General features: G+C 68.5%; 12 protein-coding genes and 1 pseudogene. 9 read left to right on the forward strand and 4 right to left on the reverse strand.

Annotated features, from left to right (window positions below; translation table 11 throughout):
- Positions 1–446: pseudogene (locus tag AB0J67_RS34575) on the reverse strand (IS1380 family transposase); the annotation flags it as partial.
- Positions 447–701: 255 nt separating this feature from the next.
- Here AB0J67_RS34575 and AB0J67_RS34580 point away from each other — a divergent pair.
- Both AB0J67_RS34580 and AB0J67_RS34585 read left to right on the forward strand, forming a co-directional pair.
- The gene (locus tag AB0J67_RS34580) at positions 702–1,931 is read left to right on the forward strand and encodes an IS701 family transposase (RefSeq protein WP_363488856.1); all 1,230 of its coding nucleotides are present in this window, start codon (positions 702–704) and stop codon (positions 1,929–1,931) included.
- Positions 1,932–2,108: 177 nt separating this feature from the next.
- Positions 2,109–3,209 (forward strand): IS110 family transposase, encoded by a 1,101-nt coding sequence (locus AB0J67_RS34585; RefSeq protein WP_363488858.1) that lies wholly within the window; start codon positions 2,109–2,111, stop codon positions 3,207–3,209.
- A gap of 549 nt (positions 3,210–3,758) precedes the next feature.
- Here AB0J67_RS34585 and AB0J67_RS34590 read toward each other — a convergent pair.
- Positions 3,759–4,124 carry a nuclear transport factor 2 family protein gene (locus tag AB0J67_RS34590; RefSeq protein ID WP_363488860.1) on the reverse strand — a complete coding sequence of 122 codons (366 nt, stop codon included), beginning with the start codon at positions 4,122–4,124 and terminating at the stop codon, positions 3,759–3,761.
- Positions 4,125–4,608: 484 nt separating this feature from the next.
- On the opposite strand from AB0J67_RS34590, the gene AB0J67_RS34595 reads away from it, so the two are divergent.
- On the forward strand, positions 4,609–5,370 hold the full coding sequence (locus tag AB0J67_RS34595) for a hypothetical protein (RefSeq protein ID WP_363488862.1): 762 nt from the start codon (positions 4,609–4,611) through the stop codon (positions 5,368–5,370).
- Here the strand turns inward: AB0J67_RS34595 and AB0J67_RS34600 are convergent.
- The gene (locus AB0J67_RS34600; RefSeq protein ID WP_363488864.1) at positions 5,336–5,854 is read right to left on the reverse strand and encodes a hypothetical protein; all 519 of its coding nucleotides are present in this window, start codon (positions 5,852–5,854) and stop codon (positions 5,336–5,338) included. The genes AB0J67_RS34595 and AB0J67_RS34600 overlap by 35 nt on opposite strands.
- Positions 5,855–6,444: 590 nt before the next feature.
- On the opposite strand from AB0J67_RS34600, the gene AB0J67_RS34605 reads away from it, so the two are divergent.
- From AB0J67_RS34605 to AB0J67_RS34620, 4 genes are all read left to right on the forward strand, one after another.
- A complete protein-coding gene (locus AB0J67_RS34605; protein ID WP_363488866.1) occupies positions 6,445–6,840 on the forward strand; it encodes a hypothetical protein in 396 nt (131 codons plus the stop codon).
- Between the two features lie 219 nt (positions 6,841–7,059).
- Entirely contained in the window at positions 7,060–7,620 is a 561-nt protein-coding gene (locus AB0J67_RS34610; RefSeq protein WP_363488868.1) for a peptidoglycan-binding domain-containing protein, read from the forward strand.
- 242 nt (positions 7,621–7,862) lie between these two features.
- Positions 7,863–9,128 (forward strand): ATP-grasp domain-containing protein, encoded by a 1,266-nt coding sequence (locus tag AB0J67_RS34615; RefSeq protein WP_363488870.1) that lies wholly within the window; start codon positions 7,863–7,865, stop codon positions 9,126–9,128.
- Positions 9,125–10,354, forward strand: coding sequence for an MFS transporter (locus AB0J67_RS34620; protein ID WP_363488872.1), 1,230 nt, complete (start codon positions 9,125–9,127; stop codon positions 10,352–10,354). The genes AB0J67_RS34615 and AB0J67_RS34620 overlap by 4 nt, the downstream gene beginning before the upstream one ends.
- A 77-nt stretch (positions 10,355–10,431) precedes the next feature.
- Here the strand turns inward: AB0J67_RS34620 and AB0J67_RS34625 are convergent, their stop codons facing one another.
- Positions 10,432–10,998: a hypothetical protein gene (locus AB0J67_RS34625; protein WP_363488873.1), complete on the reverse strand. Its 567-nt coding sequence runs from the start codon at positions 10,996–10,998 to the stop codon at positions 10,432–10,434.
- Positions 10,999–11,228: 230 nt separating this feature from the next.
- On the opposite strand from AB0J67_RS34625, the gene AB0J67_RS34630 reads away from it, so the two are divergent.
- Both AB0J67_RS34630 and AB0J67_RS34635 read left to right on the forward strand, forming a co-directional pair.
- A complete protein-coding gene (locus AB0J67_RS34630) occupies positions 11,229–12,200 on the forward strand; it encodes a DMT family transporter (protein ID WP_363488875.1) in 972 nt (323 codons plus the stop codon).
- A gap of 706 nt (positions 12,201–12,906) precedes the next feature.
- Positions 12,907–13,238, forward strand: a 332-nt coding sequence (locus AB0J67_RS34635; RefSeq protein WP_363488877.1) for a transposase family protein, incomplete at its 3' end; no start/stop codon positions are given.

The raw sequence follows: 13,238 nt of genomic DNA on the forward strand, positions 1-13,238 counted from the left end.
GGCAGGCCGCCTCGGGTCTCGCACAGTTGCGCCCAGGCGAGCTCACGGGCGACGGCCCGCGCGGCCCGCAGCCTGCCCAGCGCCGCGGCGTCGATCAGTTCCAGGGCGCGCCATCCCGTCGGGTCCGAGGCGACCGGCCCGAACAGTTCTGGCTGGGCGCGCAGCACGCCCAGGTCGGTGATGGCCTTGCCGCCGTCGGCGATCGTCACCGCCAGGTCGAGGGCGACCCGGCCCGGGTCGTGTCCGCCCGAACGCCGTCCAGCGACGGCGAGGGCGTCACCGAAGCCGCTGGTCAGGCCCGTGGCGTCGGCGACGTCGGCCAGCAGCCGGGTGCCGGCACGCCCGACAACGCCACGGCCGTCGGCCGTGACGACGAGCTTGGGACGCGACAAGGTAGTCTGCACGCGGAAAGTGCCTCTCCTGCAACGGTTCTGGACCCTAGACAAGTCCTATCGTTCCAGATGAGAGGCACTTTCGCTTTCAAGATCTACTATGCAGCCCGACGCTCGTGAAAGAGCGAGGCTAATACTCCAGCGGCACATGGCTGAAGCGGTCTGACCTGCCCTGATGTGGGATCGTGAGGCCGTGGGACCGGCGCGAAGCGCGAGGCGGCCACCGCGAGATCATCGTCCGTTGTGGACAGTACGAGTCATGTCGCGGTGGCCGCTTGCCATAGCGTAGATGCCGCCGGGTGGTGGCAGGTGTTCGAGGGTGTGCTGGAACGGATCGGTAGCCGGTTCGCGCGCTCGGAGCCTCGCCGCACGGTGCGTGAGCTGCTGTTGGGGCTGCTGGCGCCGATCGAACGCAAGAACGGCTGGTGGCTGGCCGAGCACGCCGGCCACACCGGCCCAGACCGGATGCAGCGCCTGCTGCGCACCGCGGTGTGGGACACCGACGCCGTCGCCGGGGACCTGCGTGACTTCGTGGTCGAGCACCTGGGCCACCGCGACGGGATCCTCGTGGCCGACGAGACGGGCTACTTGAAGAAGGGCACGCATTCGGTCGGTGTCCAGCGGCAGTACTCCGGAACCGCAGGTCGGGTGGAGAACAGCCAGATCGGGGTGTTCCTGGCGTACGTCTCCCCGCGCGGGCGGGCGCTGATCGACCGCCGCTTGTACCTGCCCCGCGCATGGTCCGACGATGAACGCCGCTGCGAGGCGGCCGGGGTCCCGGACGAGGCGCTGTTCGCGACCAAGCCAGAGCTGGCCCTGGCGATGATCGACGCGGCCGTGGCGGCCGCGGTCCCGGCCGGGTGGTTCACCGCCGACGAGGCCTACGGCCTGGACCCGGTGCTACGCGCCGGGCTGCGTGAACGCGGCATGGCCTACGTTCTGGCCGTGGCCTGCAACACCCTCGTCAACACCACGGCGGCGCAGCGCGAACGCGTCGACCGCGTCGCCGCGCTGCTGCCCGAGCAGGCATGGCAGACCCGCTCGGCCGGGCCGGGCGTCAAGGGCCATCGCCTCTACGACTGGGCCTGGGTCACGATCCTCGGCCAGGACGAAGGCCGACACAGCCTGCTCGTGCGCCGCGGCAGCGACGGGCAACTGGCCTACTACCTGTGCTGGACGTCGGTGCCGGTCCCGCTGGCCCGCCTCGTCGCCGTCGCCGGCAGCAGATGGTCGGTGGAGGAAGCGTTTCAGACCGCGAAAGGCCAGGTCGGGCTCGACCAGTACCAGTGCCGGGGCTGGCTGGCCTGGCACCGGTTCACGCTCCTGGCCATGATCGCTCTGGCCGTGCTGACCGTCGTCACCATCGCCCAACGGCTCGTCAGCAGCAGCGCCGACCTGGTCGACCTGAGCCTCGCCGAGACCCGACGTCTCATCAACACGGCCATACGCACCACGGCGCCTGCGGCGCTGGCCGCGGCATGGTCACGATGGCGACGACGGCATCAATCCATCGCCAGACGCAGCCACTACAAACAGTGAGAGTGTTTGTGGGGCGCCCGGGTTCGTCTGACCCGACTACAAACCGACGGTGCTGTCCTCTCGGCGATTCGTCGACGGGCCCGGGCGCCCCACTTGCACGTCACCCGGCAGGACGGTGTGACCTCATAGGAGCCTGTGCAGAGGCACCCATCACTGTTTTGTCCACTCGTCCGCGCGGTGCGTGCCAACCCGTTCGAGACGAGCGAAGGGACGCAATTCATCATGACAAGGCGAAAGGCCCACATCACCGGGGGAGTCGATACTCACAAGGACACCCACCACGCGGCGGCACTCGACGCGGCCGGCCGGGTTCTGCAAGATCAATCGTTTCCGGCGACGGCCGACGGCTACTGCCGACTGCTCACATGGCTACGCAGCTTCGGCCGACTCGGCCAGGTCGGCGTTGAAGGCACCGGTAGCTACGGTGCTGGCCTGGCCCGCTATCTGACACGCCAGAACGTCGAGGTCATCGAGGTCGACCGCCCGGACCGCAAGACTCGCCGCAGCAAGGGCAAGTCCGACCCCATCGATGCCATAGCCGCCGCGCAGGCGGTGCTGTCAGGCCGAGCAGCCGGCATCCCCAAGACGCGCACAGGGCCGGTCGAGGCGATCCGAGTGCTGCGGGTCGCCCGCGCCAGCGCGGTCAAGTCCCGCACAGCCGCCCTGAACCAGCTGCACGGCCTGGTCACCACCGCTCCCGAACCACTGCGGGAACGCCTCCGCAAGGTCCGCGGCGCCAGGCTGCTGCACGCTTGTAATCAGCTCACGGTCGACGATGCTGAACTGGCCGATCCCGCCGCGGCGACCATCGTCGCAATACAGATCCTGGCCGACCGCATCCGATACCTCACCGACGAGATCACCCTCGCCGACCAGCGGATGACCGCCCTCGTCCCACAAATCGCCCCCCACACCATGGCCCTGGTCGGCGTGGGCCCCGACTCTGCAGCCCAGCTCATGATCACCGCCGGCGACAATCCCGAACGGCTACGCAGCGAAGCCGCGTTCGCCCACCTCACCGCCGCAGCACCCCTGCCCGCAAGCAGCGGGCGCACAGACCGCCACCGCCTCAACCGCGGCGGCGACCGCGCCGCCAACAAAGCCCTCTACACCATCGTCCTGACCCGACTGCGCCACGACCAGCGCACCCGCGACTACGTGCAACGCCGCACCAAGGAAGGACTCACCAAGAAGGAGATAATGCGATGCCTCAAGCGCTACGTCGTCCGCGAGATCCACTCGACCTTGCTCGCCGACTTCGCATCGCTGCCGGCTTGACAACATAGGAGCATCGCCGCCACGGACCCGCTACCAGTGGATAAGCGCTACATGCCGCTGGAGTACTAATCGATGGCACGCCCACTTGCTGGTGGTAGCAGAACGGCTCCCAGTGTTTCGGCCTGCTGACCACGACGACCGCAGATAGCAGCCCAGCGGCGGCCCCGTCACCGCCGCCTCGGCGCTGCCGCGACACCCTCGTGACGCCTGCTATCGCGGCAGCGCCGCTCCCGCTTCCGGAACCACCAGCGCTACCCGCCCTCTTACGGTCTACCCTGGGAAACCAGCGAATCGTCCGGCGGGTCATCGTGCGACGTCGCCCATTGCGCACCGAGCATTAGTCACTCAAAGCGGTCGGCGTACCGCACCCGCCGGGCGGAGCTAGCGTGTTCGTCGACCTCACGCCGCCAACGAACCGGACCGACAACGGGCCCTACGAGGGGCTGGAAACGCCCCGAATCGTACCCGCACATTCGCCTGCAGTCGCCGTGACTATGCCGCCAGCCGGCGAGGAGCTGATCGCTGGCGATTATGGATCGCTGGCATTAGTCAACCGATTTGAGAGGTGTGAATGCCAAGGCATCGCCATCCATCTACGGTTGGAATCCAGGTGGACGTGCTGCGGAACTCGGCGTCCAGGGGCTGGCCGAAGAAGGCGCCGACATCCTGGACCAGGCAGGTCAAGACCACAGCCTCGCCAGTGGATGCGAAGCGCGGCTCAAGTAAAGTCTGACTGCTCCAGCGCACCTCATCAGATCGCACGTACGTGTCAATGTACTCGTCACGGCTCAACACGGTGCCCTGCGAATTGATGTAAAGGCAATCGGGATGCATGATGGCCACCAAGATCTGAACATCTTTGGCGACCAAAGCGTCACTACGCCGCTTGGCTGCGGCAAGCACTTCTGTGGACACACGCAAAGTCTAACGGAGCCTGGTGTGAACGGTCTGCTGGGGCGACGGCTGTCGTGGTCAAAGCCGTGGTCGCCAACTACCCGCCATGGTCTGCGGCGGGACGTCTGGCCCGGCGTGGATCGGTGAGATGGTTCTGGGCGCTGGGGCGAGCTGGGTGACGTCGTTGCGGCTCCGCCGGTGACGATCACCCTGCCGCAGCGCGTCGGGTCGATGTGCGAAGGCCTCGGTATCGAGATATGTTCATATAGGTCGCCAGCGACCTCCCCAGGATGGCTGGCGGTAGTGGCCCGCCGAGTGCAGCTCGGCGGGCCACTCTATGGATCGTAGCGGTACGGCGTGTCACCAGCTGTGTGGTTCCCGTACCGCTTGTCGATGGGAAGATTCGGTGACGCCTGGACCAGGTGCGCGGGTCAAGTTGCCTGAGCCGGCAGCAGAACTCGCCAATCTCACACGTGCGTGGCGTCGCCGCCTGGACCGTAGGTCGATGGGGCTGAGTACTCGTTACGGCGCCCGGCAGCGGGTCACCCAGGCTGAGGTTGCGGAACTGGTGGGCTACTCGTCGGTCTGGTACGGCATGTTGGAACGAGGGCAGCGTGATCCCGGCTATTCCGAGGAGTTCCTCGACGGTGTGGCGGCGGTGCTGAGGCTTAACTTCCACGAGCGCATCGTTCTGTATCGCTTGGCGGTCGGCCGGGAGCCGGCGCCTCGAGCACTGACGGCACTGCCCGAGGTTGACGTCGCGACGCGGCAGATGCTCGACGAGGTCCGCACACCGGCTTGGTGCATGACGCCTGCGGGCGACGTGCTGGCCCACAATGACGCGACCGGCGCCTGGTTGCGTCACATGGTGGAGAGCGTGCCGCGCAACTTCCTGCGCTGGGTCTGCGCATCTGACGCCGCTCGGGAGCAACTGATCAACTGGCGTGACGACTGGGCGGGGCCGGCGGTGGCGCAGTTGCGAGCTTCGCTGGCGGAGCGCCCCGGCGACGAGCGCATCCGGGATGTGCTCTCCGCGGTGCTGTCGGCGAGCCCCGATCTGCGGGCTGGCTGGGATGCCGCGCCCCAGGTCCGGGTGCATCCTGGACATGCGGTGCGCAGGTTGCGAATTCCCGGCCGGCCGGAGGGTGTCGGTGTTCACCACATCTCGATGCAGTTGACTGCGAACCCGGGTGTGCAGCTTTTCGCGATCCTGCCCCACGGCGGGCGGCCGATCAGTTGGGGGCATCTGCCTCCGCCTCTTGGCTGATCACCCTGCGGACGCGGAGGTCACCGAGGTAGGCGACTCCTTGTTCGCGGGCGGCGGCGAAGTCGGCCAGGGGGTCGGCTGACGGCCGGGCCATCGTGCCGGTGACGGCAAGGATGCATCGGGGCCCGGGTTGCCAGTCTGGCGGCCGTGGAGCCTGCGCCCACAGAGTGCCCGACGCGACCAGAGACGCCGTGGAGTCACTGAGCTCGAGTTCGATTTCGGCGAGCTCGGGAACAGCCACGATGTCTTCTGCTGCGCTCCAGGCGGTCATGCCCCAGGTTGTCACGACGGTGACGTCGGTGTCGTGGCTGAGATAGGCGACGACCAGCGGTTCCAGGGAGTCTGGCCAGGACGTAAGGTGCATTGATCGTCTGCTGGTGAACTCGTCGCCGCCGCCTGGGGCGTCGACTGCGGGCCGTGCTGCTGGGCGGCTGCGGTCGGTCGCGGGTGCCTCGGTCGCCGACCTCTGGTTTCTCGTCTTCATGCATCTTCCCGGTGTCCCGCCTGCTTTCGCCTCGTCGCATGGCCACGGTCCGGCATGGCACCCCTGGGGGTTACAGCTGGACCAGCCTGTCCACCTGTCGTAGGCGGCGAGTTGACCGTCACGCGGCGCGGCGGCGACGCCGTGGACGCCGAACTCGTCAGCTGCCGCGGGTGCGGCCTCCGATTCCGGATGAACAAGCCAATGTCATCTTCGGCGGCCACGGTGATCTACGGAAGAAAGCGGGAGTTTCGAAAAATCATCGAGGTTCGTCGTTGTGTTGGGTTGCGTCCCGAGCGCTCGGGAGTGGGACCTTTCGGGGCCGGCCGGGGTGTGGCTGATCGAATCGGGGTCCGCTCGACTGTGATGCCAGCGGGCCGGTGAGTCGGCTCGTGGTCCCGCTCACCTCCGATCGGCCGTCCTGATGTGCAATACAAACCGGCCACGATACTGCGGAGCCTCATGGAATGCTGCTGGATACATACCTTGTTGTGTTGCCATTTCGGTCGGCTGCTTGCGACTGGTGGAAGGATTTTGCTATACAAACGAGTCCGCATTGGAGTACTCGTCTCCTTCGAAGGAGGTACCGGTGAGTGATCCTCAAGCCGCCCGAGCACCGGCTCGGCACAGGTTCGGCAGACGGCCCCGCGACATGCGAGGTCAGTCGACGTTTCCTGCGCCGGACCGGCGCCGGCGCGGTGGCTGCGGTGGTCACGGCGGCAACGCTGATCACCGCCACCGCGCCGGCGGCAGCGGCGTCGACGCCGCGCTGCAACTACGCCGCTGCAGGTCGGAACGCTGCGAGTACCGGCCCCCGGGTCGTCCAACAGCACCGTGTTATGCGCGATGCCGGTCGGCGCGACCGGTGCCGGGTGAAGCAGCTTCAGGGCGGCCTCAACATCTGCTACGGCCAACGCCTGACCGGGGACGGTGTCTACGGTCCGGGACGTACAACGCCGCGGGCGCTGCGCAGCGCGCCGAGCGTATGAGCGGCAGCGACGGTGTTTGCGGCCCCGAGACCGCGGCGCCGATCAAGCACCACATCTACCGCACTGCTGCGTCATGGTGCGGCCACCAGTGATACGAATCCGCCGCACCGAAGCCCTACTCATTCCGACCCGCGACACCGCCGGCAGCTGATCCGTCAGCCGGCGAGCCGCCCGCATCGCACAGCATCACCCACAAACCCTGGCTTTCTGGAGATCGCCTTGCATAACAACAGAAAACTGATCCGACCCGTGGCTCGGGCCGCCGTCGCGCTGGCTGCGATCCTCGCCACCATCCCGGTCGCGCCGGCCGTCGCACACGCCGCCACGCCGAGGTGCGACACCCACTGGCTGTGGAACCACACCGACCCCAACGGCGATCCGGCGGTCCTGGCGCGCCTGGGGGAGACGACGGCATTCGACTACTGGGTCTACACGCCGGCGGCGTGGATCAACAGCGATGCCGCAAACCCCGCCTGCACCCTCAGCTACGGCATGACGGGCAGGAAGGTGAGGGTTCTGCAAGAGGCGCTCAACCTCTGCTACAGCAACCGGCCGCATCCGTGGGAGCTCGCCGCAGTCAGGCTCGGCTTCGCTCCTCTGCAGGTCGACGGCCAATTCGGTCCGAAGACGAAGGCGGCGCTGGTCGCAGCCCAGAGATATCACAAGATCAAGACTGATGGCGTCTACGGTCCGCAGACCGCATCGACGCTACGGTTCCCCGTCCAGCCGATCAGCGGGCCGTGGCACGGCTGGCTGTGCCACCTGCGGCTGCCGAACTGAGATCTTCCTGCGGCCCGCCGTCCGGCGGGCCGCACCGCTGGCCCTCCGGGCTCGACCTGCGAAGACGCTCGCCAGTTCGGGAACGACCGGTGCCCGGCCGCAGAACGGCGGCCGGCGATCACCACCGGTGACGGACCGGCCCTCGACGCACCGCCGCGAGCCGTGCTGCCCGTCACCCGACAGAACCGCCGCACAGCCGCGAACCGGCTGCCCTGCCGTCCGATCTTGCATGAGGTGAACTGATGACCTTGCTGGTGCTGTCCAACCACAATCCCGTCCTGGAGGACGGCCTGCACGCCGCCGGCCACGACGTGGTCGTGTGCCTGACCAAACCCAACGCGCTCGCCCGGGCGCAGACCAATCCGGGCTACGAGCTGCTGACCGTGTCGGACTGGCAGTCCTACACCGAACTCGTGCAGCTGGCCCGGCACCTGCGCGGCCGTATCGACCGGGTGGAGACCTGCTGGGAAGGCGCCATCATGGCCGCAGGCCTGGTCCGGGACCTGCTGGACCTGCCCGGGCTGTCGCTGCGCCAGTCCGCGGGATTCCTCGACAAGGCGATCATGAAGCGTAGGCTGTCCGCCGCCGGGATCGACGTGGCCCGCCACCAGGTCGTCACCGCCGTCGACCAGATCCCCGCCGCAGCCCGGGTCGTCGGCGGCTGGCCGCTGGTCGTCAAGCCGCTGGCCGGGTTCGCCTCCACCAACACCCACGTCATCGACTCGCCCGAGCATCTGCGCGACCTCGACGCGGCAGACGTGTTCGACACCGCCACCGCGACCACCGCGGCGTTCGCCACCGAACGGGCGTACCTGGGCCTGGCCGACCAGAACGCGTTCCTCGTCGAGGAGTACATCGACGTGGTGGCCGAATACCACGCCGACGCGCTGTGGCAGGACGGCGTCGCCCAGTACCACCTGCCGGGCCGGTACAACACCCCGCCGCTGACCGGCATGGGCGCCACCCTCGGGTCATGGCTGATCGACCCGCAGTCGGCCGACGGCAGCAAGGTTGTCGCGCTCGCCGCCGCCGCGGCGCAGACCCTGGGAATGCGGAACGGATTCACCCACGCCGAGGTGTTCCACGCTGCTGACGGGCGCTGGCTGCTGGGCGAGATCGCCGCCCGCGTCGGCGGCGGAGGCATCCAGCAGACCATCGGCCACGCCCACCGCATCGACGTGCCCGCGCTGATGGTGCAGGTCGCCGCGGGTCGGCCCGTCACGACCACCCTGGCCGACGTGCCGGGGGTCTTCGGCTGGGCAGGCACCGCAGTGCCCGCCGGGACCGTGCAGTCCTGCGCCGATCCAGACGCCGTACGCCGCCATCCCGCGGTCATCGACGCCACCGTCGCGGCACGGCCCGGGATGCGCGGCGGGCCGACCAGCACCGGCCTGTGGGCCGGGCTGGCCGGCATCGCCTACCTGCACACCGCCGACGTCGCCGCGATGCGAGACGCCATCGCCGCCGTGCCCGACCTGTACGCCCTCACCATGCGGGAGACGGCATGACCGCGGCCGCCGTCACCCCGCCCGCAGCCCCAGGGTGGTGGACCTCCCGCTTCGGGCAGATACCAGGCAACGGCCGGCGACTACTCGCCGGGCTCGGCGCGTCACGGCTGGGGTTCGTCGTCGTCCCGTTCGCCGCCTACTGGCTGGCCAACGACCGCGACCTCACCGCCGGCCAGACCGCCGTGGTGATGACCGCGTTCGGCGCGGGCTGGACCTTCGGCGTGTTGGCCGGAGGGTCGATGGCCGACCGTGTCGGCCGCAAGTACACCATCATCATCGCCAACGTCCTGTCCGCCGGGGCGTTCCTGCTTCTCGGCGCCGCACCCACCCTCCTGAGCCTGTGCGCGGCCGCGGCCGCAGCCGGGTTCGCCTTCGACCTGGCCCGGCCCGCCGTGCAGGCGCTGCTGGCCGACATCGTCGACGCGCAGTCCCGAGCACCGGCTCTGGCGCTGCTGTACTGGATCATGAACCTGAGCAGGGCCGCGAGCTGCGTGATCGGCGGACTGCTCGCCCAGCATGACTTCCGCCTGCTGTTCGTCCTCAACGCCTTGCTCAACCTGGCCTTCGCCGCCGTTGTCGCCGCCGTTGTCGCCGAGCCGCCGCGACCGGTCGTCGGTCGCGGGCGCGGCGCCTGGCGTTCGGTCCTGGCAGACCGGCGCATGGTCGGGTTCACCGCAGTCACGCTGGTGTTTCTCACCGTGCATGCGCAGTCGATGGTGACCCTGCCCGTCGTGATGGACGAGGCCGGCATCCCGCCTGTGTGGTACGGGATCGTCCTCGCCGCCGATCCCGCCGCCGTCGTCATCGCCCAACTTCTGCTGCAGCGTTTCATCGCGACGCTTCCGGCCGCGAAGGCCTGCGCAGCCGGTATCGCGGCAGTCGGCGCCGGTCTGCCGCTGACCGCTGTGGGCGACTCGGTCGGCTGGTTCGTCGCGACGACGCCGCTGTGGGTGGCCGGCGAGGTCGTGTTTCTGGCGATCGCGCCGGCCGTGGTGGCAGGCCTCGCCCCGTCCGACATGCGGGGTGCGTACTTCGGGGTCTGGGGCGCCACCATGGGCGTGGCGGCGCTGGCCGCACCGGTCACAGCCTTGCTCCTGCTGCACCTGGGCGGTGGCACGTTGCTGTGGGCCGGCTGCGTCATCGCCGGCGCTGCAGCTGCGGCCGCCTGCCTGCGAATGGACCTCTCGCCCGCCAGCGCCGAACCTGACGGGAGCGACGCACGATGAATGCGGCCATGGTGGTCTGCGCACCGGCCTGCAGGCCGGATTGCGGGTTTGCGATCGGCCGCCGGCCGTTGGGCCACTCAGCCCTGTCGCGGCTGCCCGCCCATCTCGTCGATGGCGGCCAGCAGTTCGACCACCCTCGGACGCAGCAGATGCAGGTCAACGCCCCGCCCGGGGGAGTGCTGGGGCCGGGAGTCGCTCATCAGCGCCTCCTGCAGGTCGAAGTAGTTCTCCTTGGCCTGCTCGGGCTGCCGTGGCGCTCGCAGCGCCTTATCCATCAGCGCAGCCTCGACGACCGCCACCATCGGCAGATTCTCCAGCAGCGCGATCAAGTTGATGTACTCGATCAGCAGCACGGGCAGCCGCAGCCCGACAGCCTCCTTGTCGCCCTGGATGTCAGGAAGGTTGTCCGGCAGGGCCTGCTGCCGGTCGGCCGGCAGCTTGCTGTTCTTGATCCGCTGCCGCCGGCGCATGTTGGCCAGCACCTCGGCCTTCGTGACGGGGCCTCGCCCTGGCACATGGGCCAGCGGTTCGGCTTCACCCGGCATCACCGAACCGTCGATGCTCACCTGCGGCTCGGGGCTGCGCGGCAGGTTGATGCGCCGCATGTGCACCCGTGAGCCGTCTCCGTCGGTGGTCTTCGCCATCGCACCGCCAAATTGATCACGAAAGTATGTATAGCAGTAGTCAGCAGATGCTAGGCGTCGCTCGGTTGACTTGCAACGGGGCTCGCCATCGAGGCGCACCTCAGGCCGCTGACCTCGCATGAGTCGAGGTTGCGTCCCTTCCGGCCAATCAACGGATCGCTGTACCTGCCAGTGGTCGCTATACATTCGCCGAACTCTGGAGGAATGCCATGTCCGATAGGAGCGCGGCTGTGGGCGGCCGCTGGCGGTGGGGCGCCCAGGCCGGCCCGACCGGAGCGTTGTGGTGCGCGCTGGCGATGGTCGTGCTCGGCGCGTCCGTCCCCGTCAGCGGTGCACTCACCGGATACCCGACCGCCTTGGCGCAGGCGGCTCGCTATGCACTGGGCGCCGTCGTCATGCTCGGGCTGCTCGCGCTTCGGCCTCCGCCGGCGGTGAAGGTCTCGGGGCGCGAGTGGATGCTGCTGGCCACCATGGCGGCTGTCGGCCTGGCCGGATTCAACCTGGCTCTGATGACCGCGTTGCGCCACGCCGACGCCGCGGTGGTGGCCGCGGTCGTGGGCTGCGTCCCGCTGGCGCTGGCCGTTGCGTCTGCGCTGTTGGCGGGCCGGATGCCGACCCGCAGCGCGCTGGCCGCGGCTGCCGTCGTGGTCGCCGGGACGGTCGTCATGCACGGGCCCGGCGCGGCCGGTGGCGCCGGAATGGCGGCCGCCGTGTGTGCCCTGTTCTGCGATGTCGTCTTCACGCTGCTGGCGGCGCGGCTCACACCGCGGCTGGGTCCGCTGCGGGTCGCTGCCTACAGTTGCGCGCTGGCAGTGCCCATTCTTGCAGCCTTCGCGGTGCTCACCGGTGAGGCTCAGGTCTGGAGGCTGCCGAGCCGAAGCGAAGCCACGGTGATCGTCTTCCTGGGGATAGTGCTGACGGCAGGTGCGTTCCTGGCGTGGTTCCACGGTGTGAGCCGCCTCGGCGCCGACAAGGCAGGACTGTTCGTCGCGCTGGTGCCCACGACGGCGGTGGCTGTCGCGGCCGTCGCTGACGCGACCCTTCCGCCACCGAACGTCGTCCTGGGAGTGCTCACAGTCGGGGCAGGGATCTTGGCGGCATTCGTGCGGCCGACGGCTGTCCCCGTGCCGTTACTGGCCTCGGCCCGGCCGGGAACCACGGCGCTGCCACGGCCGGCGTTTCCGCCTGCGCTGGCCGGGTAGCTCCGCGGTCCCCGTGAGGGACACGCATCACGTATGCGGCAGGGATGTGACACGGTCTGAGCTGTTCCCGTTGGCTCTGAATGACCGCGCCAGGGCTGGTTCTGATCGGGCCGAAGGCGAAACGGCGTCAGTGAAATCAGTAGATCTTCATGACGGCGAATTGTTCTGATCGTGGTTGCTCGAGCGAAGCGTTGTACTCCATCCGCCCCATCATGGCTACCGGCTGCCTACGAGAACATGCGCAAGCAGCAACCGAAGCGGCGGATAGCCGTCGAGCGCGCCCTCGCCGAACTGACGTGGTGGCGAGGCCTGAAGCGCTACACCGGACGACGCGAACCGTTCGCGTAGACTGTTGTCGATGTCACCGCCCTCGTCTCCGACCGTGCCATCACCTGGTGACAGGCCCCGAACGGCTCTCGTGCACCGTGAACTATTCCGCACAAGATCCTTAGTGTCCGTTGAAGAACCAGGTCAGCGGGTAGGGCGCGCACGGGAGGAAGCCAGCCGTTCATGCCGCGCTACGGTGAGGCATGGCTGCCATCACCGTGAACAATGACTCGGAAGGATGGCTCACACTGAGGTCATTTCAACCTGACGACCGTGGATGTCTCGGGTTGATCAACCCGGTGTGAGGATGTCCACGAGTTTGCGAAGCTCCTGATAGGACTGGGGTTACCACACGCACCAGTACCAGCAGGAGCTTCAGTTGCTAACCTACCGCGCCCTGATCCCCGGCCTGTCGAGGCCCCACCTCGAGTTCCTTACCGGGCTTCTGGCCGAGCACCGTATGCAGACCGGGTGCCGGTGGCGCAAGCTCTCACCCGCCCGTCAGGCGCTGCTGGTCCTGGTCCACCAGCGCTGCGGCGACAGCCTGGCCCGGTTGGCCGTGTCGTTCGAGGTGTCACCACCCACGAGCTACCGGTACGTCACCGAGGCGGTTGCGCTGCTGGCCGCACGGGCGCCGACGCTGGATCAGACCTTGGCCGGACGGCAAGGGAAGGTGACGATCCTGGACGGGACGATCATCGCCGCGTTCCG

Source organism: Catellatospora sp. NPDC049609, assembly GCF_040675365.1.
In the GTDB taxonomy this organism is placed as follows: Bacteria; Actinomycetota; Actinomycetes; order Mycobacteriales; family Micromonosporaceae; genus Catellatospora.

Bases quoted from the DNA above. Each gene is read 5' to 3' on its own strand.
- AB0J67_RS34595 (WP_363488862.1), top strand. From the start codon at position 4,609: ATGGGGCTGAGTACTCGTTACGGCGCCCGGCAGCGGGTCACCCAGGCT.
- AB0J67_RS34625 (WP_363488873.1), bottom strand. From the start codon at position 10,998: ATGGCGAAGACCACCGACGGAGACGGCTCACGGGTGCACATGCGGCGC.
- AB0J67_RS34620 (WP_363488872.1), top strand. From the start codon at position 9,125: ATGACCGCGGCCGCCGTCACCCCGCCCGCAGCCCCAGGGTGGTGGACC.
- AB0J67_RS34615 (WP_363488870.1), top strand. From the start codon at position 7,863: ATGACCTTGCTGGTGCTGTCCAACCACAATCCCGTCCTGGAGGACGGC.
- AB0J67_RS34600 (WP_363488864.1), bottom strand. From the start codon at position 5,854: ATGAAGACGAGAAACCAGAGGTCGGCGACCGAGGCACCCGCGACCGAC.